General features: G+C 40.2%; 17 protein-coding genes. 10 read left to right on the forward strand and 7 right to left on the reverse strand.

Going from position 1 to position 24283, the window contains the following annotated elements:
* Window positions 1–2532, reverse strand: coding sequence for an SLBB domain-containing protein (locus DFQ12_RS21700; protein WP_120261162.1), 2532 nt, complete (start codon window positions 2530–2532; stop codon window positions 1–3).
* Window positions 2533–2836: 304 nt separating this feature from the next.
* Here DFQ12_RS21700 and DFQ12_RS21705 point away from each other — a divergent pair, with 304 nt between their 5' ends.
* The 5 genes from DFQ12_RS21705 to DFQ12_RS21725 all read left to right on the forward strand — a co-directional run bounded on the left by DFQ12_RS21705 (window position 2837) and on the right by DFQ12_RS21725 (window position 7410).
* Window positions 2837–3751 (forward strand): DUF5106 domain-containing protein, encoded by a 915-nt coding sequence (locus DFQ12_RS21705; RefSeq protein ID WP_120261163.1) that lies wholly within the window; start codon window positions 2837–2839, stop codon window positions 3749–3751.
* A gap of 3 nt (window positions 3752–3754) precedes the next feature.
* Entirely contained in the window at window positions 3755–4225 is a 471-nt protein-coding gene (locus DFQ12_RS21710; RefSeq protein WP_120261164.1) for a S24/S26 family peptidase, read from the forward strand.
* A gap of 230 nt (window positions 4226–4455) precedes the next feature.
* Window positions 4456–4725, forward strand: a complete 270-nt coding sequence (locus DFQ12_RS21715; protein ID WP_120261165.1) for a PqqD family protein — start codon at window positions 4456–4458, stop codon at window positions 4723–4725.
* Window positions 4726–4746: 21 nt separating this feature from the next.
* Entirely contained in the window at window positions 4747–6375 is a 1629-nt protein-coding gene (locus tag DFQ12_RS21720) for an ABC transporter ATP-binding protein (protein WP_120261166.1), read from the forward strand.
* Window positions 6376–6495: 120 nt separating this feature from the next.
* On the forward strand, window positions 6496–7410 hold the full coding sequence (locus DFQ12_RS21725; protein WP_120261167.1) for a hypothetical protein: 915 nt from the start codon (window positions 6496–6498) through the stop codon (window positions 7408–7410).
* 117 nt (window positions 7411–7527) lie between these two features.
* Here DFQ12_RS21725 and DFQ12_RS21730 read toward each other — a convergent pair whose 3' ends face one another.
* Both DFQ12_RS21730 and DFQ12_RS21735 read right to left on the reverse strand, forming a co-directional pair.
* Window positions 7528–9093 carry a S41 family peptidase gene (locus DFQ12_RS21730; protein WP_120261168.1) on the reverse strand — a complete coding sequence of 522 codons (1566 nt, stop codon included), beginning with the start codon at window positions 9091–9093 and terminating at the stop codon, window positions 7528–7530.
* Between the two features lie 90 nt (window positions 9094–9183).
* Entirely contained in the window at window positions 9184–10464 is a 1281-nt protein-coding gene (locus DFQ12_RS21735) for a replication-associated recombination protein A (protein WP_120261169.1), read from the reverse strand.
* A 243-nt stretch (window positions 10465–10707) separates the two neighbouring features.
* On the opposite strand from DFQ12_RS21735, the gene DFQ12_RS21740 reads away from it, so the two are divergent.
* The 3 genes from DFQ12_RS21740 to DFQ12_RS21750 all read left to right on the forward strand — a co-directional run bounded on the left by DFQ12_RS21740 (window position 10708) and on the right by DFQ12_RS21750 (window position 15301).
* Window positions 10708–11805: a tetratricopeptide repeat protein gene (locus DFQ12_RS21740; protein ID WP_147420460.1), complete on the forward strand. Its 1098-nt coding sequence runs from the start codon at window positions 10708–10710 to the stop codon at window positions 11803–11805.
* A 306-nt stretch (window positions 11806–12111) separates the two neighbouring features.
* On the forward strand, window positions 12112–14232 hold the full coding sequence (locus DFQ12_RS21745) for a carboxy terminal-processing peptidase (RefSeq protein WP_120261365.1): 2121 nt from the start codon (window positions 12112–12114) through the stop codon (window positions 14230–14232).
* A gap of 238 nt (window positions 14233–14470) precedes the next feature.
* Complete coding sequence (locus DFQ12_RS21750; protein ID WP_120261171.1) at window positions 14471–15301, forward strand: universal stress protein; 831 nt, start codon at window positions 14471–14473, stop codon at window positions 15299–15301.
* Window positions 15302–15409: 108 nt separating this feature from the next.
* Here DFQ12_RS21750 and DFQ12_RS21755 read toward each other — a convergent pair whose 3' ends face one another.
* Window positions 15410–15817: a DoxX family protein gene (locus tag DFQ12_RS21755; protein ID WP_120261172.1), complete on the reverse strand. Its 408-nt coding sequence runs from the start codon at window positions 15815–15817 to the stop codon at window positions 15410–15412.
* A gap of 547 nt (window positions 15818–16364) precedes the next feature.
* On the opposite strand from DFQ12_RS21755, the gene DFQ12_RS21760 reads away from it, so the two are divergent.
* Complete coding sequence (locus DFQ12_RS21760) at window positions 16365–17195, forward strand: universal stress protein (RefSeq protein ID WP_120261173.1); 831 nt, start codon at window positions 16365–16367, stop codon at window positions 17193–17195.
* A gap of 69 nt (window positions 17196–17264) precedes the next feature.
* Here the strand turns inward: DFQ12_RS21760 and DFQ12_RS21765 are convergent, their stop codons facing one another.
* The gene (locus DFQ12_RS21765) at window positions 17265–18167 is read right to left on the reverse strand and encodes a S66 peptidase family protein (RefSeq protein ID WP_120261174.1); all 903 of its coding nucleotides are present in this window, start codon (window positions 18165–18167) and stop codon (window positions 17265–17267) included.
* 224 nt (window positions 18168–18391) lie between these two features.
* On the opposite strand from DFQ12_RS21765, the gene metG reads away from it, so the two are divergent.
* On the forward strand, window positions 18392–20461 hold the full coding sequence (gene metG, locus DFQ12_RS21770; protein WP_120261175.1) for a methionine--tRNA ligase: 2070 nt from the start codon (window positions 18392–18394) through the stop codon (window positions 20459–20461).
* A gap of 133 nt (window positions 20462–20594) precedes the next feature.
* Here the strand turns inward: metG and DFQ12_RS21775 are convergent, their stop codons facing one another.
* Both DFQ12_RS21775 and DFQ12_RS21780 read right to left on the reverse strand, forming a co-directional pair.
* Window positions 20595–21368 (reverse strand): GLPGLI family protein, encoded by a 774-nt coding sequence (locus DFQ12_RS21775; RefSeq protein WP_244211819.1) that lies wholly within the window; start codon window positions 21366–21368, stop codon window positions 20595–20597.
* A gap of 17 nt (window positions 21369–21385) precedes the next feature.
* Window positions 21386–24178, reverse strand: a complete 2793-nt coding sequence (locus DFQ12_RS21780) for an outer membrane beta-barrel protein (protein WP_120261177.1) — start codon at window positions 24176–24178, stop codon at window positions 21386–21388.
* Window positions 24179–24283: the final 105 nt, after the last annotated feature.

The raw sequence follows: 24283 nt of genomic DNA on the forward strand, positions 1-24283 counted from the left end.
CTATCTCAATAAACTTACAATAATAGCCGCCAAGGAGGCAATACCTGTTCCCAGTCCAACCCAACCTTGAGCGCTCATTCGCTCTCTTGGCGCACGTTTCGGGACAACAATTTCCGCTCCCGGTTTTACTTCAGGATACCCGCCCGATTTACCTTTTACAGCGCCGTTGGCATACTGAACAAAGACACGTTTTTTCAAGGCATTATCCGTAAATCCACCAGCTTGATTGATATAGTATTTTAGGTTTTTACCTTTGACATATACGACGTTATTGGGATTCAAAACCTCTCCTACGACCTTCACTGTTTCCAGTTCTTTGGGCACAGTAATAATATCACCATCTAATACCAATAAATCGCCTTTTTCGTAAGGCTTCTCCAAAATTTTATTTAACTCAATCCCAACAAGATCACTTGGTTCAACATCAGCAGCCGTCATCCCTTGCTGTGACACCTTCGCTAAGGCACTACTTTTTGCCTTTGAACTGTCTGTATTCTCTTCGTCGTTTTCCTTATCTTGTTTATTTTTATTATTATCTCCTATCGCGTCCAAACTATCCTGCTCCAACTCTTTTTTCAAACGTTCTTTCTCTTTTTTCTCCTCTGCTTTCAATTTGGACATCCCCGTACGTTTTAAAGATGCTCCTTCAGTATAAGCATACGTTGTTAAGCCACCCGCCCGCTTGACGATGTCTGAAATACGTTCATCCTCGCGTGAAATGGTATAAATACCCGGGTAGAGTACCTCACCCTCAATCGTCACTTGTCGCTGTGTACGGAACCCCGCGTCTCCTAATACCGAAACAACATCATAAGGTTGCAAAGCGATAGTCGGATCTGTAAGGATACCATCTTTAATATCGACTAAAATCGTTTGCGAAGAACTATGATCGTCAGCATTGCGCTGTTGAAGTCTTCGAGCAATCTCCACGCGTGCATTTTTAGCAGCCTCAGTAAATCCACCAGCTTTTTGAATAACGTCACCTAGCGTTGCATTGCTAGCGAAAGGTAAATCACCAGGAAAACGTACTTCGCCTTGAACGGTAAATTTATATTCGGCACGTAAATCAAAAATAGAAGCGATTTCGATCTTGTCCTCACGCTTCAATGGTATATCAGCAACTGTACCAGCCAATACTTCCCGTACATTAAAATTGATCAGTTCTGACGTATTATCTGCTTTCAAACGGTTAATGATCCCTCGTTCCAAAAAGGCATCCTCACGCACACCATCGGCCATTTCAAGCACTTGCTTGAGCGTCAGACCTGACTCCAAACCAAATATACCCGGACGGAATACCGCCCCAAGCACAGATACCCGATTGGCATAACGTTCCAATATCGGCTCAACAATATATTGATCTCCACCCTTAGGCGTATAATTTGCGAATTGATCAGCGTAGACATCTTGCACACTGCGCTCACGTCCTGTTGTTTGCAAAACCTTGATCTTTGCAGTATAGGCATTCTCTGTAAAATCGCCTGCATAACGCAAGATATCGGATAAGGATTCTCCTGCTACAGTCTCGAAAATAGCAGGTCGCTTTACTTCACCCTCAAACTGCACACGTGCTCCATATACAGGAATATGGATAATATCTTGATCCTGTAGACGTATATTACCTTGTTGTATACCATTAGCCAAGAAGTCATAGACATCGATTGTGCTGACGACACGATTACCACGGATCACTTGGATCTGACGGTAGGTACCATTTTTATTAGGACCTCCAGAAGCATAGAGTGCATTGAAGACTGTGGCTAAAGAGGGTAAACTATAGGTACCTGGTTTGGAGACAGCTCCGGTCAAGGTAACGCGAATGGTGCGGATATTACCAATTGTTACACTTACATTGGTCCTTCCTGAACGGATTGCAGGATAGGTTCCACTCAAACGTTGTTCAATCTTGCTCTTCGCCGCAGCGATCGATAAGCCCGCAACATTAATCTGACCAACATATTCCACCTTGATCATTCCATCTGGGCTGACAGGAAGTGTATAAGAAGCTTCATTATCACCAGTGATATCCAATAAGATCTCATCATCAGGACCAATGATATAAGAACTTGGCGTCGCCATCCGAAGATTAGGTTCAAAAGTAATACTATTATTTTTAAACAAGTCCGCGCCAAAAATCTTCAATTTTCCATCATCATGCTGAACGGAATCGGGATTATCATTGCGTTTATTCTGTAAGGAATCTGTCGTATTTACACCCCCCACTTGACGACCAACTGCTCGTCCTGTGGTAGCGGTCGTATTAGTTCGCTGCGATTGATCGGGTTGTTGTTTCTTACGCTTAATTTTCGCCAAACGTTCTTTTAATTTTTGTACTTCAACAGCAGACACCCCTTGCGCACGAGCAAAACCATCTAGCTGACTTTCATCATAGCCCATTAAGGCAGCTTGTTTTACGTATTGCTCTATCTGTGCATCTGTCAGATTATCTACTTTGATATTGGCAGGATTGGTCTGTGCGTATACTGAGCCCACAAATCCGATCATGCAAAACCATAATACTATTTTTTTCATTCGATATATTGGCGTTTGCCGCAAAATTAGTAAAACTATTTAATTAAATCGTTTAAAATATTTACACCAGTGGTTCTAAACAGGCAGGAAAGAGCTCTCTACCTCCTCGCATAAATCTTTCGCTATTCAGGTATCTAACGTAAAAAGGCTTTCTTTTGCTACGACTTGCCCCAAAGAAATCAGGAACTTCAATTTAAATAGTGGCCAGGCACATAGGCAGCTGTAACCTCAATTAATGCTGTCGATTCTATCCATGGAATCCTGAAAGTTTTATTAACTTAGCGAAGTTAAGCATTAAATTAGAATGAAAAGTTCAACTCTTGGTTTTTGGTTGCCGATAGGCATGATTGTAGGTCTTTTGTGGGCCTGTGATGGAAATAATAAATCAAAAAAAGAAAGTAACGAAACAATACCGCAAAAAGCGAGTGCCATGAGTACCGCAGATAGTAGCTTGTTACATTTCTGGGATAAATTCGACATGAAAGACACTGCTCAGGTTAAAAATCCAGACAAAGGAGAGCAGCAACTCGCTGATTTTATCGGATTATTATCAAAAACACCTGATTCCGCTATGCGAGACAAAGCGGTAGACCTGATGTTAGACAAAGCCAAATCCAATAGAACCAGTTTCGACTACTTCATCAAACTATACGACCGTTATCTCTATGATGGTAATTCACCGATGCGAAATGACATCATCTACGAGTCTGTTCTACGTTATATGATCAAAACAGATTTATTATCGGATCTGGAGAAAGAGGCCTATAGACCTGTCTACAAGTTAGTGTTGCGTAATAAGGTAGGTCAACCCGCTGAGGATTTTAGCTATGAGCTGGCCAATGGGACAAAACAGAAACTATCACAAACTAAAGGAAAATTCACCTTTTTGATCTTTTATGACCCCGATTGTGCCCATTGTAAGGAGACGATTCACCAACTCCGTGATACGCCACAATTGGTTGAGTTATTCTCGCAACTACAAGTGCAAGTATTAGCCATCGACCCTTGGGGAGATCGCAGTAAATGGAAAAATTATATGCCAGAAATGTCCGAAAAATGGATCAATGGTTTTGATACCGATAGCAAGATACTGTCGTTCAACTTGTATGACCTCAAGGCATCTCCAACAATATATCTGTTGGATGAAAACAAGAAAGTCCTATTAAAAGACACGTATTTACAACCAGTGATCCAATATTTTGTTCAACCCAATCAATAATATATGGCTGAACATTCGGAAGACAATAAGACACGTGTTATCTCCAATGAGCTCTATTTTACCGAAGTACAAGGTATGCTAAATGAGGGCAAGGAAGTTCGTATCCGTATCAAAGGCGGGAGCATGCGTCCTTTTATTGATGACGGAGACAGCGTTTTATTACAGGCTTATCGCGGTGAACCTTTGCAACTAGGCAGTAATATATTGGCCAAACATGAGGGGAAATATGTTTTTCACCGTTATGTAGGAGAAAAGAATACGCAGATCGTATTAGCAGGCGATGGCAATCTTGTATTGCGGGAGTATATAAGTAGCAAAGATATTATTGCGGTCGCTTCTATTCATTTTCCACAAAACTCAGCATTGGAAATTAATTTAAATCGTAGTTGGGCGAGATTACGCGGTTTAGGATGGTATCATATTCGTCTGCTACGCCGGGTTATTGCAAAACTGAAACGCTTAATAGCCCGATAGAGCAGATCCTACTGAAGAAACTGAAATCTATAACGACAAATAAAAAGGTTGAAAAAATAATTATTAACTTTGATTTTACTTATTCTATTTAACCCTAATACGTGATATACCCAAATACGATAAACAAGTAAGAAAAATTTGGGTATTCAATAGGATATTAAAACCGCCGAAGGCAGCATGAGTATATTAAAAAAGGAAAATTAGCTCATGAATAAACAGATAATTTATATATGAAATTAAGATCGGATTTAGTATTGAGAACAATTGGTTCAGATCATTTAATTGTTGACCCGAGTCAGGATATGGTTGATTTATCAACGGTATACACACTAAACAGCACTGCAGCATGGCTTTGGGAGCAATTAAAAGAAAAAGAGTTTGACACGACCACAATCGTTAAACTACTCTGTGAAAACTATGAGGTGGAAGAGGAACAAGCACAATCCGATGCTAAAGTTTTACTTGCGGATTTTGAGAAACAAGGACTATTGGAAAAATAACCTTTCCATTGATCTATCCAAATGAACAACAACAGCCTGAAACAACATGCGCGCTGGGCATGGTCAGTCAGCGATGGTTACCGCGGTAGATTGCTCCTATACTTTGTATTGGAACTGATCTGTATCGGTCTTTCCCTGATCTTTGTATACCTGTCCAAAAAAGCAGTTGATGTGGCGACTTCCCCGGGAGTATTATCCCTTAAGTGGCTGTTGATCGGCATTATTGGAAGCATCACGCTAAATGTGGCTATAAAAGGCTATTCAGGCCGTCTTCTGGAGCGTGTCAAGCTCATGCTTACACTCCAACTGCAACGAACCATGCTCGATGCACAGATGTTATCCGTATGGAAACTGATCAAAAACTGGCATACAGGTGATATCCAGATCCGGATTCAGACTGACTGTGAAGAAGTTGCCAATACCATTGCCAATATGGTGCTTTCCTTTGTATTGACTATTATCCAACTATTGGCTTCGGTCGGCTTCTTATGGTATATGGATCCGATGCTTGCGCTTATGATCCTGGCCATATCACCTCTATTTGTATTTTCAAAGATTTACTTCCGCAGAATGCGCAAATTGAGCAAGGAGGTAAAAGAGGAGGAAAGTAATTTTTCAAAAGTTCTCCAGGAAAATTTACGTTTCCGTTTGCTTATCCGCGCCATGGGCATTTTCCCAAAAAGGAGGGCAAAATTGACAGCAAGTCAGCAGCAGCTTTTCTTACTGAAAATGCGTCAGATTAATTTTTCAACCTATACCCAGGGCGCTATGAAAGTCGCCATGAATGCAGGATATTTGGTCGCCTTCATCTGGGGAGTCTATCGGCTACAATCCGGACAGATTACTTTTGGAACAATGACGGCCTTTTTGCAATTGGTCGCTCGAATTCAAACACCAATTCTTGCATTGATTGCTTATATTCCAGGTTTTGTTCGCTTTCGGGTATCTGCAGATCGGCTACTGGAATTACAAGAAGGTGAGATTGAACCTCAAGTAAAACAGGAGCGCCTGAACAAAACAGAAGAACTGCGCATCACCGACCTATCCTTTCGTTACGAGGACAAATGGGTACTGCAGCAGTTAAACCTTTCCCTCAAAGTGGGTGAACCAACAGCAATTATTGGTCCCAGTGGAAAAGGAAAGACCACCTTAATCCGTCTATTGTTATCACTGCTCAAAGCTGAAAAAGGCGATATCACATTGGTAGACATAGATGGAGAACGATCGCTGGAGGCAAAACATCGCGTCAATTTTGCCTATATCCCACAGGGCAATTCACTCTTTAGCGGAACAATACGGGAAAATCTTCTCCTCCATGTGAAAGAAGACGGAGTGCTAGATATAGAACAGGCGCTATGGTTGGCCTGTGCAGAATTTGTATTTGACTTTCCAGATGGCGTTGATACCCTCGTAGGGGAATCCGGTATGGGTTTATCCGAGGGACAAGCGCAACGTATCGCTATTGCCCGCGCGCTGATGCACGATGGTGATATCTGGCTCTTTGACGAAGTAACCTCTGCATTAGATAGAACGACTTCAGATATGCTTACACAACGCCTGCTCGAATATGGAAAACATAAAATATGTCTATTTGTAACACACGACTTACATCTCGCAGATAAATGCCAACACCGCATCTACCTCGATTAATGTACTAGCAGTGATTAGCAAATACAAATAGTTATGAAAAAAATCTGGGCATACCAATAAATATAAAAGACGAACCGAGCCTTCAAGCTCATGAAGTAATTATTACATAGGAACTGAATTATGAATATAACGAATTCACCTGAGTTATCTCAAACCCGCTACCGCATCGCTGACTTAATCTTGGAGTTTAACCATCCAACTCATATTGCTTTGAATCATATCCTGGGTTCCTTTCGGGATTTTCAGATCGGTATTGCTGACGATAAAGCTGATATTACAATTAATATCAGTCTAGAAAAAGCACCAGTAACAGCGGATATGGGGTTATTGCGGACAGATGAGTCTATTGCTTGGGGAGATCGCTTTCGTTTTTATGAGAAGGAGGACACATTTATTACGACAATAGTAAATGATAACGGAAATGGAACTTGGTATCAGTATAGCAACCGCAACTTTGAGCGATCTACGATTTATGTTCCTGAGAGCTCAGCAGCTGAACAGAGTGCTGTAATTACCTGGATGTCCATGATGATATTCGGCCAAGCCAGCCTTCTACATGAGACCATTATGATCCATGCCTCCGTGGTCAATCATCAAGGTACTGGAATCGCATTTTTAGGGAAAAGTGGAACCGGAAAAAGTACGCATAGTAGACTATGGCTTACCCATATTCCCAACACTGTATTGCTCAATGATGATAATCCGGCTGTCCGAATAACAGCGGAGGGCATTTTTATCTATGGAACACCATGGAGTGGCAAGACCCCTTGTTATATAAATGAACGATTACCACTAAAAGCCTTTGTCCGGTTACAGCAGGCTCCGACCAATACCTTTACCTGGCAACCAGGACTCAAAGGCTTTGTTGCTGTTTTACCAAGTTGCACAGCAATCCGATGGAATAAAGATCTCTTTGCGAGTATGAATACAATTTTGGAAAAAATTGTAGGTGAAATACCGGTAGGTTATTTACAATGCTTGCCCGACGCGGCTGCTGCCCAGCTGTGTCATTCATTCATATTTGGCAGTAAATAGTTCGTATTGAGATTTCTAATAAACTAAGAGGTCACAGGATGACTTAATTATCCTGTGACCTCCATATCTCTCATAGCTATTCTCATACTTGCTCTCTTCGCAAGTAGCAACACTAACTTATTTACTCCTTGTCTTGATCATGCCCCGCTCTGGCCTTGTATGCATTTTGCCCTGATCCACTGTTTGGATCGTACGTGCAGAAATACTGCGCATAGCCGCTCGAGATTTACTTGTGGGAGCTGCATCAGCTAAAGCCGTTGCCAGCATTTTCTCCTTAGGATCTCCGACATCAGCTGAAACATCGTCACCGATACCGCTCTTATCAGGAACTAGACCGTCCCAATAATCACGCAGACCAGATTCAGTTCCCTTGTTATATTTCTCGCCTAGATTTCCGCGTGAATTCTTCAGAATAAATGAAGCCGGCCAATAAGATACTTTGTCCCGGACTTTCTGCTCGAAAAACCCTACGGGCTTACCGTAGGTTCTGGATTCAGTGGCTATAATCTGAACTGGAAGATGCGGAGTAAGTACGTTGACCAGCATCTCAGCCGCTGAAGCAGTCTCTTCGCTCACTAAGAAATAAACCTTATTAAGATTTAACGTACTTAGTCCGTCAAAGTAGGTATCATGCATATTCAGTTGATCTCTTAAGTTCTTTGCTGCATCCGACTGCATATACTTATTCATTTCATAAGTCAGCATCAGTTTACCTTTGGTCTTGGCGCCGCCGATCTTATCCGCAACATAGATAGCCGCATCTACATAGCCCCCGCCATTGTAACGCAGATCAACAATCAGGCTTTTGATCTGTTTGGCTTCATATTGGGCAAAGGCCGCATCAATATTCTTCTGATTTTGATTGTTACTGCCAATCTCCTCAAAAGAAGATAAGGCCAGATAACCGACATTATTATTACTGTTGAGATAGATCGTATCCTTGTAGATCGGATTGATCACATACGAATTGTTATAGCTCATCGGTTTTTCGAACAGCTTATTATCCGCACGTTTCACCTGCAATGTAAGATTTGCGGCATCCAATGCCGAATTGATATTATTCCGCAAGCGGCTGTAGGCTGCTGGATCTTTCACTTGACAGGTACCGCCCGCGTCAGGACAGCTGACTTCGATCGAATAATTTTCCTTGTCATTATTGACAGCTGTAATGATATCTGCGCGTTTAAACCCCGCCAATTGCGCTGGAGAGCCCCCTTCAACAAAGGAAATATAGGGCCGCGCAGTCTTACTATCTAGCGAAAACCATTGTACTGAGATGCCATAGCCTTCGTTATTATCCATCTTTGTACTGGCCTGCTCGGCGATATTGTAGCCGTTGATCCCTTCCATAAAGGAAAAGCGGTCAAAAACACCCGCATATCCTGCGGCAATATGGACTGGTGTCAGCCTTTTGAGTGCATCAAGCACGTTACTCGCCGAACCATATTGATCGGTATACTGAGCCGGATTTTTTAAATAATCCGGAATAGATCCATCCGCCCATACGGAATAAAGCTTATAATATTTATAAATATCGTCTTTAATAAGCTGACCTTCGGTACGGTCAGTTGGTTCCGGCTCCGGTTCGGGTTTTGGATTATCCTTTTTACAGGAAAGAACAGTAAGTCCGATCAGCGCTATCGCTGCCCAACGCCCTACTTGCTTTAGAGGCACTATGTTCATATGTTGAAGCAATTTGTAAAACAAATATAGATATTAGTATTGAGTAGTTAGTATTGAGTATTGAGATTTTGTAGTGGCATTTTTACTTTCTCAATATCTATATTTCTCTTTCCACTTGTCCCGAAGGCTCTGTCGGACCTTCTCCTCCTGAGGATTTTGTCCTGGTTCGTATAATTTTACACCACTAACCTCTTTGGGTAGAAATTCCTGTAACACAAAGTTCCCAGGATATGCATGTGCATATTTATATTCGGCTCCATAGTTGAGCTCCTTCATCAGTTTAGTCGGTGCATTACGGATATGTAAGGGAACCGACAGATCCCCGGTTTGTTTCACGAGCGCCTGCGCCTTATTAATGGCTTCATAGGATGCATTACTCTTGACCGAAGTTGCAAGATAAATGACGGTTTGCGAAAGAATAATGCGTGATTCGGGCCATCCGATGACGTTCACCGCCTGGAAACAGTTATTCGCCAACAAGAGCGCATTGGGATTGGCATTGCCAATATCTTCAGAGGCCAAAATCAATAACCTACGCGCAATAAATGAAGGGTCTTCTCCCCCTTCGATCATTCGGGCAAGCCAGTATACGGCAGCGTTCGGATCAGATCCTCGTATAGATTTTATAAAAGCTGAAATAATATCATAATGTTGTTCCCCAGCTTTGTCATAGATCGCCATATTCTGTTGCACCTGCTTCAGCACAAAAGCATTGCTAATGGATTCCTTATGGAGAACTGCGGCATTGACAACAAGTTCAAGCACATTCAACAGCTTTCGTGCATCACCACCGGACAAGCGTAACAGCGCTTCATACTCTTCAACAGCAATCGCTTGCTTTTGGAGATACTCGTCCTCATGAAGCGCCTTTTGAACCAGACCGATAAGATCTGCCTCTGAGAGATGCTCCAGTACATAGACCTGACAACGGGATAACAAAGCGGATATAACCTCGAATGAAGGGTTTTCAGTTGTCGCGCCAATCAGTGTCACCAAACCGCGCTCAACGGCTCCCAGTAGCGAATCCTGTTGGGATTTGGAAAAACGATGTATCTCATCAATAAACAGAATTGGCTGATCCTGATTGAAATTCATCAGTCGCTCGGCTTTATCAATGACCTCCCGGATATCTTTTACCCCAGCCTGAATTGCACTCAGGGCAAAGAAAGGTCTATCCAGCTCCTTGGCAATCAACAGCGCTAAACTTGTCTTTCCAACACCTGGAGGCCCCCATAATATCATTGAAGGGATATTCTTTTGTTGGATCGCATGATAAAGTACTGCATCGGGACCAACAATATGCTGCTGCCCCACATAATCTTTCAATTGATGTGGTCGTAATCGTTCTGCAAGAGGGATACGTGTTGCCATAGTACAAATTTAAAAATTAAACCCTACAATAACTAAATATTTTAGTGTAGTCTGATGAAGTATACCCAAGCAGTGGGCGTGTAACTAAAAAAGAAAATAATCGGTAAGCCACAGGCTTGTACCACCAAGGTCTCAATACTCAATACTAACTACTTAATACTCAAAAAACACTTTAACATTTTTTCACACAATTTTTCTTCATATTTGCATTAGACGTTAATTGACGCGTAATAATGAATGAGTATGACGAAATACTGGACCTTACTTTTGACTGCCCTAACCACGACCCTTGGAATGAGCGGAAAGGTTATGGCACAGAATACCCCAAAGGACTATACTGGGGCGATAAAAAAATATGATGCTTCATTTAGCGGCGTAGGTCCTGAGGTGTATTTCCTACCTCCTCCAAAGACTGAAAACGAAATTATTGAAGACAATTATACGAGCAAAAAAAGCTTTAGCAAGGAAATCGCCAGGCAACTGCTATTCCAACGTTTATTACTGCAGTTGAAAAGCACCAATAATATGGGGCATTTTCAATATCTGATGAATCCCGTTCCGGCTAATACCTCAGCATGGAATAATACCATCGAAAATCAGAAAAAAGCAGAAAACTGGATTGCGGGCTATGCCTTAGCCAATGAAGCAGCCCTATTTGCAATTAAGAATAATGATAGTAGTGCAGCTTCAAAATTTCTATATGACGCATTATCATTAGCAAATCGTACCGACAACAAAGATGATATTGCAACAATTAACTTGAATTTGAGCAATTTTCAATTGTATCATGGCGATTTCGACAAAGCCGAAGAAAGTGCCCAAAAATATCATAGCTATGCCACGGTAAGCAAAAGCTATCTCGAGCAGGCCAATGCTTGGTTATTAATTGCCATGGCCCGTGCAGGGCAAAAAAACTTTAAGGCCGCCGAAAATAACATTATCCGAAGCGCTATCCCCTTATTTAATAAAGCAAAGGCTTATGAAGGTAAAATATTCGCATGGGAGATGCTGGCGGAGATCTATTTTAAACAAAACAAATACACCGAGGCACAATGGTTTTTATTGCAGGCACGTGACTTGGCCAATGCAAAAAATCTGAGTGGTGAACTTGCGGAGATCGAATATCTGCTTGCCGCTTCCAAGCAAAAGGATGGGAATTACAAGGTGTCCATCAAAGAATTTATTCAAGCAGCTGAATTGGCCGCAAACGAGAATAACAAACAGTTGTCGTTGGCGATATTAGACAAATTGGGCGAAGTATACCTTGTATTGAAGGACTATCCTTCGGCCGACCAGACCTACAAGGCTTATACACAACTGAAAAACGAATTGTACAATTAATTGATCTTCGTAAGATAATAGCAGCCGAAGAATCGAAAGTAAGAAATAAATCGTATTTTAAGCTTTTTGTAAATATTAAAGGATAAATCAAATAAATTTTTAGAATCTATGATAATGTGCTATGAATTTCACTAAATTTAGCACGCTTATCAATAAGAGCTGAATATTTTTATTTCCTTTATATAAAAGTTTATTGATGGCAAAGGAGAGAACGATAAATTTGTTCTATATTCAGCTTAATTTAAAATTGCATATAGAAGCAAATTTATCTTAGTTTATAAAATGATTATTAAAACTGTCGAAAATATGTTTAGGAAACTCATATTTGCACTTTTTGTGGTATCTATTGTCTCTTGTGGTTCAAAACCACGGGTAGCACTTCCAGATGATGGTGGGCTCAAACCGAGCACACAGCATCAGATCATCGCGAAAGAAGTGATTGGATTATTGGAAAATGCGAGCTACAAGAAGGTCAAAATGAATGATTCGATATCTGGAATTATCTATGATAATCTGATCAAAGGTTTAGACCAGAGCAAGAATTATCTTCTTCAATCGGATATTGATGCATTTCAGGCTTACAAGAGTAACCTTGCCCAGGATATAAAAGGAGGAGATCTTTCTTCGGCCTTTCAGATCTTCAATGTCTATAAAAAGAGATATTTGGAAAGAATGCAATATGCACTTTCTGAAATCGACAAAAAGCAAGATTTTACCAAAGATGAATATTATCAGCCTAACCGTGAAAAATTAGGTTGGTTCAAAACGGATGCCGAAGCCAACGATCAATGGCGTAAACGTGTGAAGTACGATTTGTTGAACCTGGAAACTGCTAGTGGTAAATCTACTGACAGTGCAAAAACTAAACAGGTAGAAACATTGAAAAAACGTTATGTGAATTTAATTTCCCAAACAAAGAAATATAATTCAAATGACGCCTTTCAGATCATCATGCAGGCGCTTACAGATGCTGTAGATCCGCATACTTCTTATTTCAACCCTTCTTATGCGCAAGCCTTTAATGAAGGGATGGCCAATACATTTGAAGGTATTGGAGCAAGATTGACCATAGACAATGAAGCCGTAAGCATCAATGAGATCATTCCGGGTGGACCTATCTTTAAAGACAAGACCATTCAGGTGAATGACAAGATTATCGCTGTGGCACAAGGTAAAGATGGCGAATTTGAAGATATCATCGGCTGGAGATTAGACGCCGCTGTAGCCAAAATAAAAGGTCCGAAGGGAACAATCGTACGACTTAAGATTATCCCTGCAGGACAACCGATGAACTCGCATCCGCGCATTGTTTCCTTAGTACGTGAAAAAATCGTTGTTGAGGAAGAATCTGCGAAAAAAGAGATCATGAACATCAAAGGGGCTGATGGAAAAATGTATAAAGTCGGAGTGATCAATATCCCTAAATTTTATATGGATTTTGAGGCTTACAGAAGACGCGATCCGAACTATAAAAGTACAACAAGAGATGTAAGGCTGATCTTAGATACGCTGAAACAAGCCAAAGTGGATGCTGTACTCATCGACCTACGTTTCAATGGCGGGGGCTCACTTCCTGAAGCGATTGATCTTACCGGATTGTTTATTGACAAGGGACCTGTTGTACAAGTAAGAGATACCAAAAATAATATTGATGTCGAAGAAGACAAGAATGCAGGTGTAGCATGGGACGGCCCATTAGGTGTAATGATCAACCGTTTCTCTGCCTCAGCCTCAGAAATTTTCGCTGGTGCAATTCAAGATTATGGTAGAGGAGTAATCCTTGGTTCACAAAGTTATGGTAAAGGAACTGTTCAATCGGCTATCGACATGTCGCGCGTGATTAGCCCTACAAGTCGCCTATTATTAAAAGCATCAGGAGAGAAAGATCCGGACACACCGGAAGGAGCACCACAATATGGACAAATCAACATCACGTTGGGCAAATTTTACCGTGTCAATGGTAGCAGTACCCAACACAAAGGAGTAACTCCTGACATTACATTCCCGTCCCAATTCTCTGCAGAGAAATTTGGTGAAAGCTCAGAAAAATCTGCTCTTCCTTGGGATCAAATTCAATCCAGTAACTTCAAAAAAGTAGCGGATATGAGTGGAGTGGATAAAAAGCTGGAGACGCTACATGAGACCCGGATTAAAAATTCACTCGAATACAAGTATTTGAAAGAAGATATTGAAGAGGCTCAAAAAGATGAAGATGTCAAAATTTCATTGGAATTAAATAAATTCAAAAAAGAAAAAGACGATAATCTCAAGAAAAACAGAGAACGTATCAATGCTTTATTGAAATTACAAGGTAAACCGGCATGGGAAGAAGGCAAACCTCAACCTAAGATGGACCTTGACTTTGTAAAAGATGAGAGTGCGAAAGTAATGACTGATTATATCATTAATTTTGCGAACAAAAAATAAAGACGGATAAAATTCCACGAAAAAAGGCAATCGTAACAACGGTTGCCTTTTTTTATGATGCTCATCACAATCTCAATCCTTTAACATTAAATTCATCTTTTCTTTGTAACTTATCTTAACATTAATTGTTCTACACATAGAGACTTTAAAAATAGCACTGACAATTGTTTCACAACGTCAGAATCTATAAAATAAGAGTCTGGATAATGATGGATTTTACCCTTAAAACGATATCACAATGAAACGTATCCTGCTTCTAACCGACTTTTCAGAAAATGCACTTTTAGCGGCAAAACAAGTGGCCTTATGTGCAGAGGCTTGGAAAACTGAAAAAGTTATTGTTTACCATACTTATAACAGTGTAACAATTGTAAACAATGAACCTATTGTTGTGGTTAATGACGAAGTTAAAGAGGCCAAAGAGAAAGAATTAAATGCCTGGTTGGAGCTAATCGGGCCACTCTTTCCAGCACAAGTGACACTGTCCCACAAGATGGAAGATGTCGATCTCCCAATAGGTGTAAATGACCTCTGTAAATCCGGAGATATTGATCTTGTCGCATTAGGGATAACAGGACAGACTGGTTTCGCCAAGATCCTGGTGGGAAGCAATGCCATTACCCTAATGGACATCTGCAATAAACCGATGTTAATTGTCTCCCATAAGGTAAATCCGGCGGTTCCAAAAAATGTATTGGCAACCACTGACCTGAAAGAAGTTGACAGAAAACTGAGTTTGTTTAATCTGGATCAAGTCCTCGACACTTTTTCAGCGCAGTTATATGTTTTGAATGTTGCGAAGAAAGAAGGCTCCGCCGCAGATTTGGCACAAGAATTAAAATATTTGCATGAACGGTTGGACAAATATAAACCAATCTATGATTACATCAGTCATGACGATATTACATTGGGAATAGCGGAATATGCGAAAGAGAAACATATAGACCTCATCCTATCATTTCACAAGAAACAAGGTTTACTGGCGAGCTTATTTAAAACAAGTATATCCAAAAAAATCGCTTGGAATGGCGCGGCAAACTTATTAGTTATTCCGATGGATAAATCATAAATAGCATAAAGGGCTGGGGCAAAAGTATATCCTGAATATTCAATATTCAGGATATACTTTTGTCTTTTTGGGTTGCTGCCATTTTACATAGATTTCTATGTACAGGATCTATTTCTTGTCTACAGAATGTTTCCCTGGACCGATAAACACGAGTCCCAGAAATACAAAGAACAATTCAATGGCATGAGATGCGCCAGAGACTCCATCGCCTTTTGAAAGATGCATCAATCCAGCAACAACCATGGTAAAAGCAAGTAACAAGGCTGAAGGTCTAAAAAAAAGGCCCAATAGTAAGAAAAGACCACCAATAGTTTCCGTAGCCGCGGCCATAAAGCCCCAAAATGTCGGAATAAAATTGATGCCCATATTGCCCATGGCCTTTCCAACCCCCGCCCAGAGCTCAGGACCTCCTTGCAACTTCGGCAAACCATGCATAATCATCATGACTCCCACTCCGATGCGGAGGATCAACAAACCTGTATCCCTATATTTTCCCAATGAATTCCAAATTGCCATAAATAGAAAATTATAATGTATTAAAATGTTAATTACTGATTGATCTTTCTAAAATAATCAAATTTTATTGATTTGTGTCTATTTTCAGCGGTATCAATGAGCTCACTTCGCTCGGTTATTGATTTGTGTCTATTTTCAGCGGTATCAATGAGCTCACTTCGCTCGGTTATTGATTTGTGTCTATTTTCAGCGGTATCAATGAGCTCACTTCGCTCGGTTATTGATTTGCGCTTATTTCTTAATTATATAAATAAACTCATTTCATTCGCGAGTTAGTACCCATTTATGCTACGGTGGTATCGGTGAACTTTCTCCTTCATGTTATGCGCTTTATCCACCTTTCATGAGAACAAAATTAGGTCAAAATGTGTTACTTCCCCTTGATATAGATTAAGAAATTCAACAAAACTGATCGATTCGAGCGCGGGAAAGAAAGTCCAAATGGGACAGTACATTTAGAGAAAAATAGGGATGCTGATAGAAAAATATTGCAATTATGATACTAAATACGTAATTTAAGTCTCATAGACCCGATTATAAAATTATTATGAAGAATCTTCTTTTGTTAACAGATTTCTCGGACAATGCCTATGCTGCAGCTCAATATGCCGCAAAATTAGCTCCACTTTGGGGCATAGAAAGGGTTGTGTTGTACCATACTTATGAGGTTATACCAACGGTTGGAACAGAGCCTGTTGTCATCAGCAATTTGGATATACTAGAAGAAAAACAAAAAGATCTCAATGTGTGGCAAGAAGACCTTATGCAACTCTTTCCACAGGGAATAGCATGGAAAGTGATACTGGAGGAGTATGAATTGAGCTATGGTGTCAACCGCACTTGTGCTGAGGAAGATATCGATATTGTTGTCGTTGGAACTGCTGGAAAAAGTGGTTTTAAAAAGCTTCTCTTGGGTAGTAACACACTAAAATTAATTGAGAATTGCCACACGCCGTTATTGGTTGTACCTGCCAAAGCCGAATTCAGAATTCCTAAAAAGATGCTGATCGCAACCAATCTCAAAGAAGTGAAGCTTAAGTTAGACCGGCTGCTGATCAATGCAGCTGAAGTACTCCGAAAGAGTGAGGTCTATGTGGTTCACGTGACCAAGGAAGATCCTGCCAGTAAAGTTGTCAGCACTGAGATTAACATTATGAACGATATGCTGGCCCCCTACCATCCCATATACAGCTATATCTTACACTCGGATATTGCAGTTGGCATCAATCAATATATTAATGAAAACCACATTGATATGATGGTTACGTTCCATCGCGACAAAGGGTTACTTAGCCGGATTTTCAACACCAGTATCGCACAAAAAATGGCTTGGAAAAGCCAGGCAGCCATGATGGTTATTCCTGTACATTCGGGATAATATAAAAATATCGACAATTAAATAGTTTTGTCCGGGACAAAATTATTTAATTGTCGATAGGATTAACCGCTATAAATAGATGAGCTCCGTTTTATCGGCACTCGTTACTAATTTCACTTTCCGGCCTAATACCAATGCATGGTTATCATCTATATGTCCTGCTGGATAACCAAAGGCGACAGGAAAATCATATTCTTTGACTTTATCCCAGATAATCTCCTCTACGGTCTGTCCAAATGTAGGATCGTTATCTTTCATGGATGAAAAACTGCCCACAATAAGACCTTTCAATTTTTTGAATTTGCCAGCACGTTTCAGCGCCCACAGCATCCGATCCACAGAATAATAAGCTTCACCCACATCTTCGATGAAAAGAATTTTATTTGCATACTTGACATCTGAGTCTGACGCCAAAACAGACAATAAAATAGCCAAATTTCCACCAATTAGTTTGCCTTCAGCCTCACCGGAACGGTTTGGGAATACAGATTGTTCATAGCTAAAGTCTGTGGAAGCACCAAACAACGCATTTTTTAATGTTTCCAAGGAAGCTTTGGTTCCTGATTCAAAAGATTTGGGCATCTGCCCGTGTATCGTCGCAATTTTATAGTTACGTTGAATATGGCTATGCAATACTGTGATATCGCTAAAGCCAACCAGCCACTTGGGATGCTGCTCAAACGTAGAAAAATCGATCTCGTCGACAATCCGAACACAACCATAGCCCCCTCGGGCAGCAAATACGGCTTTAATGGATGGATCATCCAGGGCCCATTGGAGGTCTGCAGCACGTAAGTGGTCATCGCCGGCAAATTGATGATAAGATGTCCCTACTGTCTCCCCCACCAGGACTTCAAGCCCCCAGCTCTTCAATGTTTCAATCCCCATATCAATATTCCCGCGGATAAAGCTTGCAGGACAAACGATGGCGACTTTGTCGCCTTCTTTAAGAAAATCAGGTATTTTAGACATATTTATTATGTTTCATATATAATTTGATCCTTTATGACCATGAAGAGATCATTAGCCAACTCATTTCAATTTTAGCCCAAAGTAATTTGTTCCAACTCATGATGGTTTCCTCCAATAAAAATTTTCAATGGATGAGGAGACAACAAATTTATCTTAGTATTATACCGCAAATTGAATTATCTTTGTGAAAGAAACAAGTAAAAACTTTAATATACTTTCAAGCATTGAGTATTCTAGATAAAAAACGTTATACAATTACTTCGGCATTACCGTATGCCAATGGTCCTTTACATATCGGACACCTTGCCGGAGCTTATATTCCAGGTGATATTTTTGTTCGCTATTTGCGTTTAAATCAAAAAGATGTGGTCTATGTCTGTGGTTCGGATGAACATGGTGCAGCCATTACCATCCGCGCAAAAAAAGAGGGTATTACGCCACAGCAGATCATTGATAAATACAACAAACAAATCAAAGAAAGCTTTGAAGAGTTTGGCATTTCTTTCGATATCTACCACCGTACCTCCGAACCGATTCACCACCAACTGTCGCAAGATTTTTTCCTGAACTTATACAATAAAGGTGAATTTGTCGAGAAATTTTCGGAGCAATACTACGATGAAGAGTACCATCAGTTTTTGGCGGACCGTTATATTACCGGGACCTGTCCAAACTGTAAATCCGAAGGTGCCTATGGTGACCAATGCGAAAAATGTGGTACCTCACTAAGTCCAACAGACCTGATCAACCCAATTTCCACATTAAGTGGGAAGACTCCCGTATTAAAAGAAACGAAGCATTGGTATTTACCATTGGATAAATATCAACCTTGGTTGGAAAAATGGTTAATCGAGGGTAAGAAAAACATTCTTAAATCCAACGTTTTTGGCCAATGTCAGTCTTGGCTCAAGTCCGGTTTGCAGCCACGTTCCATGACCCGAGATTTGGACTGGGGGGTAGATGTTCCTCTGAAAGAAGCAGAGGGAAAGAAACTTTATGTATGGCTGGATGCACCAATAGGCTATATTTCTGCAACGAAGCAGTGGGCAATCGACCACGGAAAAAATTGGGAAGACTATTGGAAAACCCATGATAATCCAGCGGACGATTCAACATTGATCCATTTTATCGGAAAAGATAATATTGTATTCCATTGCATCATATTCCCGGCGATCCTTCATGCTCATGGAGACTATATCCTGCCAGAAAATATACCTGCAAATGAATTCCTTAATTTGGAAGGCGATAAGTTATCGACATCCAGAAACCATGCTGTTTGGTTACATGAGTATCTACAGGAATTCCCAGACAAACAGGATGAATTACGTTATGTATTAACCTCTATTTTACCTGAGACCTCGGATGCTGAATTTACCTGGAAGGATTTCCAAGCGCGGATCAACAACGAGCTAGTAGCGATTTTTGGTAACTTTGTCAATCGTGTCATGGTACTTTCCCATAAATATTTCGATGGTAAGGTATTAAGTGGATCTCCATTAACAGCAGTGGATCAAGCGGTATTGGATGAGTTAAAATCCTATCCGGCGTCTATCAAATCATCACTGGAGCAATTCCGTTTCCGTGAAGCGCTGGCGGAGTTTATGAATGTGGCACGCCTTGGAAACAAGTATTTGGCTGATGAAGAACCTTGGAAAGTAATCAAAACGGACGAGGAGCGCGTAAAAACGATCCTAAATGTAGCGTCTCAGATTGTTGCTAACCTTGCCGTGTTGGCACAACCATTTTTACCAAAAACAGCAATCAAATTATTTGAAATGCTCAATTTTCCGCAAGGAAATTGGAACGATGCAGGTAACGAAGGCCTAATTCAGGATGGTCATCAGTTGGGTGAAGTCCAATTGTTGTTTGATAAGATAACAGACGAACAAGTGGAGTTTCAATTAAACAAACTTGCGGAAGCGAAGCTAAAAAACCGCGCAGACAACGCGAAAGTCGCCCCTGCTAAAGAAAATATTAGTTTTGACGATTTTGTCAAAATGGATATCCGCGTAGGGACAATTTTAGAAGCTGAAAAAGTTGCGAAAACAAAGAAATTACTAAAATTAACAATAGACACAGGTATTGACAAACGCACCGTTGTATCTGGTATTGCGGAGTTCTTTAGTCCAGAAGAGATTGTCGGACGCCAGGTCTCAATTTTGGTAAATCTAGAACCTCGTGAAATCAAAGGCATTACCTCACAGGGTATGATCCTGATGGCCGAAGATGCTGATGGTAGATTGGATTTCGTCAAACCGGATACAGCGATCAAAGTTGGTAGCACCGTACGCTAGTTAAACGTAAAATATAGCATAAACAAAGAATGCCTGTCTTTTGCGACAGGCATTCTTTGTTTTCACAAGCCATCCGGTATTTCTATTCCCTTTTAATGATTTGCTTTAGCTACGGATACCAAGCCAAGAGCGATTAGAATAAGACATTCTGTAATCTCTTCTTAAAATCTTTCTCATCCATCCAATCATAGACAGTATCTTTTAACTTTTTTATAACCTCCGTTTTAGATTCGGCAACAACTTTCTTCTTTTTGGTAAGTACATTGGACACTGGAGTATTGGTGATCTCGACCTTCGTTGCAAACATATTGATATTCATACTGGGGATAGATATCCCTAAGATCAAGCCCGGAAGCCCATGGATTAATTCTGGCCCCCCTGATATCGGAATCTGTCCCGCAAAAAATGCGACAACATAGATTGAATCTTGTATGATTCCATTTGCTCGCCTACAATCATAGCCGGCGATGTTACGATACTCATCAGTATACTTCCATTTCACTGTTGGCAGAGAATCCTTCATCAACAGTTGTTCATCGCCAAAAGGCAATAATTTGATAAATTCTTGGTTGTTGAAATTCAAATAAGTTTTTGAATCAGTCAATGCCGGATTATACCAGGAGACATTTCGATAGTTAGTGGGGTAATCTTCCTGTACGGTTTCAAACAAAGTCTCGGTATCATAAAACTTCAACGTATGATGTGTGATCACTTCAACAGGTCCATTTTTGACCGCATTCTCTACCCCCAGTTTATCCCAGGTATCCAGATCTGGCTTACTTAAATAAGTTCGTTTCAAGTAATTCTGCACATGAAATTTCCGTTCGAAAGTCACAGTACCACTGTTCGGAAAGAATGCATGCTGTGCCTGTATGGTAGTGACGGACAAGCATAAAAGCCACATCATTAATATTATTTGCTTCCTCATTTGGCATCTCCTTTCATTGTTGTAAAATTGTAGATCACTTTTAACATCCCATAACGACGCAATACATTGTTGCTTGTCTGGATAAATGCCGTACCATCTTGATAGCGACGCACTCCAATATTTTTATTTAATATATCGTTGACAAATAATTGCGCTTCCAAAGATTTGTCCTTTAAGAACTTTTTAGAGATATAGCCATTCATGTTCATCATGTTAATGGATTGCAAAGTCTTTGTTGCAGCCTGATAATTCTGTTGCATGGATAGCGAAATTTTAAAGTCTTTGGGTAAGTAATAGGTGACTTGCGAATAAGAATTGAATTTAAATGTTGTCTGATTCAATTCAGGCTGTAAATAGGAATCCATTTTTTCTACGCCAGGACTCAATGTAACATAAAAGTCCATTTTATTTGCTTTATAACGGTTAAAACCTATATTAGGACCTACGCTCCAAGTTTTGTTACGGTTTAGCTGTGGTTCTTGATTCAATAAAGAAAGATAACTATACTGGCTATTATAGTTAAGGTCCATACCAAGATTCATCTTTAATCCCCATTTCTTTTGTATCGGAAAACTATAGCTTCCACCTCCATACACAGACCAATTATCCTTATCAATATTGACATAGGAGATTTGTCGGGTACCCTCTTCCAAGTTATAGCGCACACTACTATTAATATTGCGTTTTCCCTGATAAGCGCCAACATAGAAATACATATTTTGATCTTTTAGCTGTTTATAAGAGTTATAATTGACAGAATAGGAATTATTGAAACCAGCTTTCAGATCTGGATTGTCCAAGTATTCTACGAGCGGTTGGGCATTTTGTTTGAGTGGTTCGATCTGTGTCAATGAAGGCTGAGCAGTCTGTCCACTGTAACGGAAACCGATGTTTTTACTTTTAGAAATTTTGTAATTTACCGAAAGTGAGGGCCTTAAAGAAGTCTGATCACGTTGCAATACGGTATTTAAATTATTATATATCCTTTTCACAGCCTCAAATTCTGTTTGGTTACTCAGATTGACTGTCAAGTCATTTGTTTTATAGTTCAGCGAAGTATTGATACTATTTTTTAAACTGGAAAAATTAAAATCATTCAATACACTTTCATCCAGCACGGTATATTTTTGTGTGATAGGATCTCTATTGAAGGCCTGATTGAGTGTCTCAGATTTATTGCTGGAAAAAGAGTACCCTATTGATCCTGTAATCTTTTTCGAAAGAGGTTCTGTATAGGTTACCGAACCGCCATAAGTATTATTTCTGAATTCATCTTTTTTAAATTGATCGATTGTGTCGGTACGCCGGCTATTTTCAAAATAGTTTTCCGAAAAATACTGTGTCTTCGAAAGGTTCCGATCCGTATTTGCGTTGACATTAAATGTGATGGAGCGACGTTCTTTTTTAAACCGTCGGGTCAAGATAGCATTCACATTGAATTTATCCTGATCACTATTCAGATCCGTACGCGATATGGTATTTGTAATCGGCTGTCCACTCAATGTTTTCTGATAAGCTTCCGCCTCAGAGATATTATCCCTATTGGATTTATTAAAGCCCATATTCACGGTCAAATCAGCTAACGAGTCCAACTTATAGTCATATCTCAAATTAGCAACATTTGCTTTGTTTTCATTTTCCGTTCTGGTTGTATTACTGTCTATTTGTGCCCGTTCTGGCAAGTTATTCTGCGCATTATAGGTACTTGTATTATCAACATTGATCTGACTGCGTTTGTAATTGACGTTAATTTTGTGCTTATCATTTTTAGATTTATCGGAATAACTTACCCCCATATTCAACGCTTTAGGCACACCTCCACCCCTGTATTGGCCATCCCATCCACCATCAGTTTCGTCTCCACTGGAAGAGATCATGATACCTCCACCATCCATCATCTGCACATTGCCACTTCCACCCACACCATATTTTTGACTATCCTCAAAGCCCAAACCTACCATGCCATCATTGGCCAAAATACCATAAGCGGCAATCTTCTGCGCTCCCTTAAACTTATTGAGCATGACTTTCCCGCCATAATACTTATCTGTTCCTGCACCAGCGATTGCCTGACCAAACATCCCTTTCTTTTTATCCTCTTTGAGTTTTATATCAATAGTTTGTGTACGTTCTCCGTCATCCACACCCGTACGAACAGCCAAATCTGACTTCTTTTCGTATACCTGTACCTTGCTCACCATATCCGACCGAATATTTTTGGTGATCAGGGTTGGATCATCCCCAAAAAACTCCTCCCCATCAAGCAGTACCTTTTTTACCTCTTTTCCCTGCGCCGTAATCTTCCCTGTCCCATCGATCGTAATACCGGGAAGCACTTTGAGCAGGTCTTCAACCTTAGCATCTTTCTCAACCTTAAAACTTCCGGCATCATACTCTATCGTATCTCCTTTAATAACGACTGGAATTCGTCCATTGACCTGTACCTCCTCCAAAAGTAATGCTGCCTTTGACAGCGATATCATGCCAAGATCAAGACCTTGTGCTGTAATATGGATATCTTTCACGAGATCTGCATATTGCGGATAGGACACGACCATTTTATAAATACCTGTATCCAGATTGGCAATTTGGAAAGTCCCATTTTCTTTTGTTCGATCGAACTTAATTAAAATAGAATCTTTTGGGTTAAGTAAAGCAACTGACGCTTGATGGAGTTTGGCTTTGTCTTTGGCATCAACAACTACACCTGTAAGCCTCTGTTGGGCATAGGAAATAGAGCTTATGGCTGAAAGTACAAGAAACAAAACTAAGGTATAGGTTAGTCTCATAAATTTCCGTTTATATATTGTCGCAATAAAGATATCAATGTTGCTACGGAAAATTCGTAAAATAATGTTAAATAATTAAGAAATTAAAAAAATATAAAAAACCAC

Source organism: Sphingobacterium detergens (assembly GCF_003610355.1).
GTDB lineage: Bacteria > Bacteroidota > Bacteroidia > Sphingobacteriales > Sphingobacteriaceae > Sphingobacterium > Sphingobacterium detergens.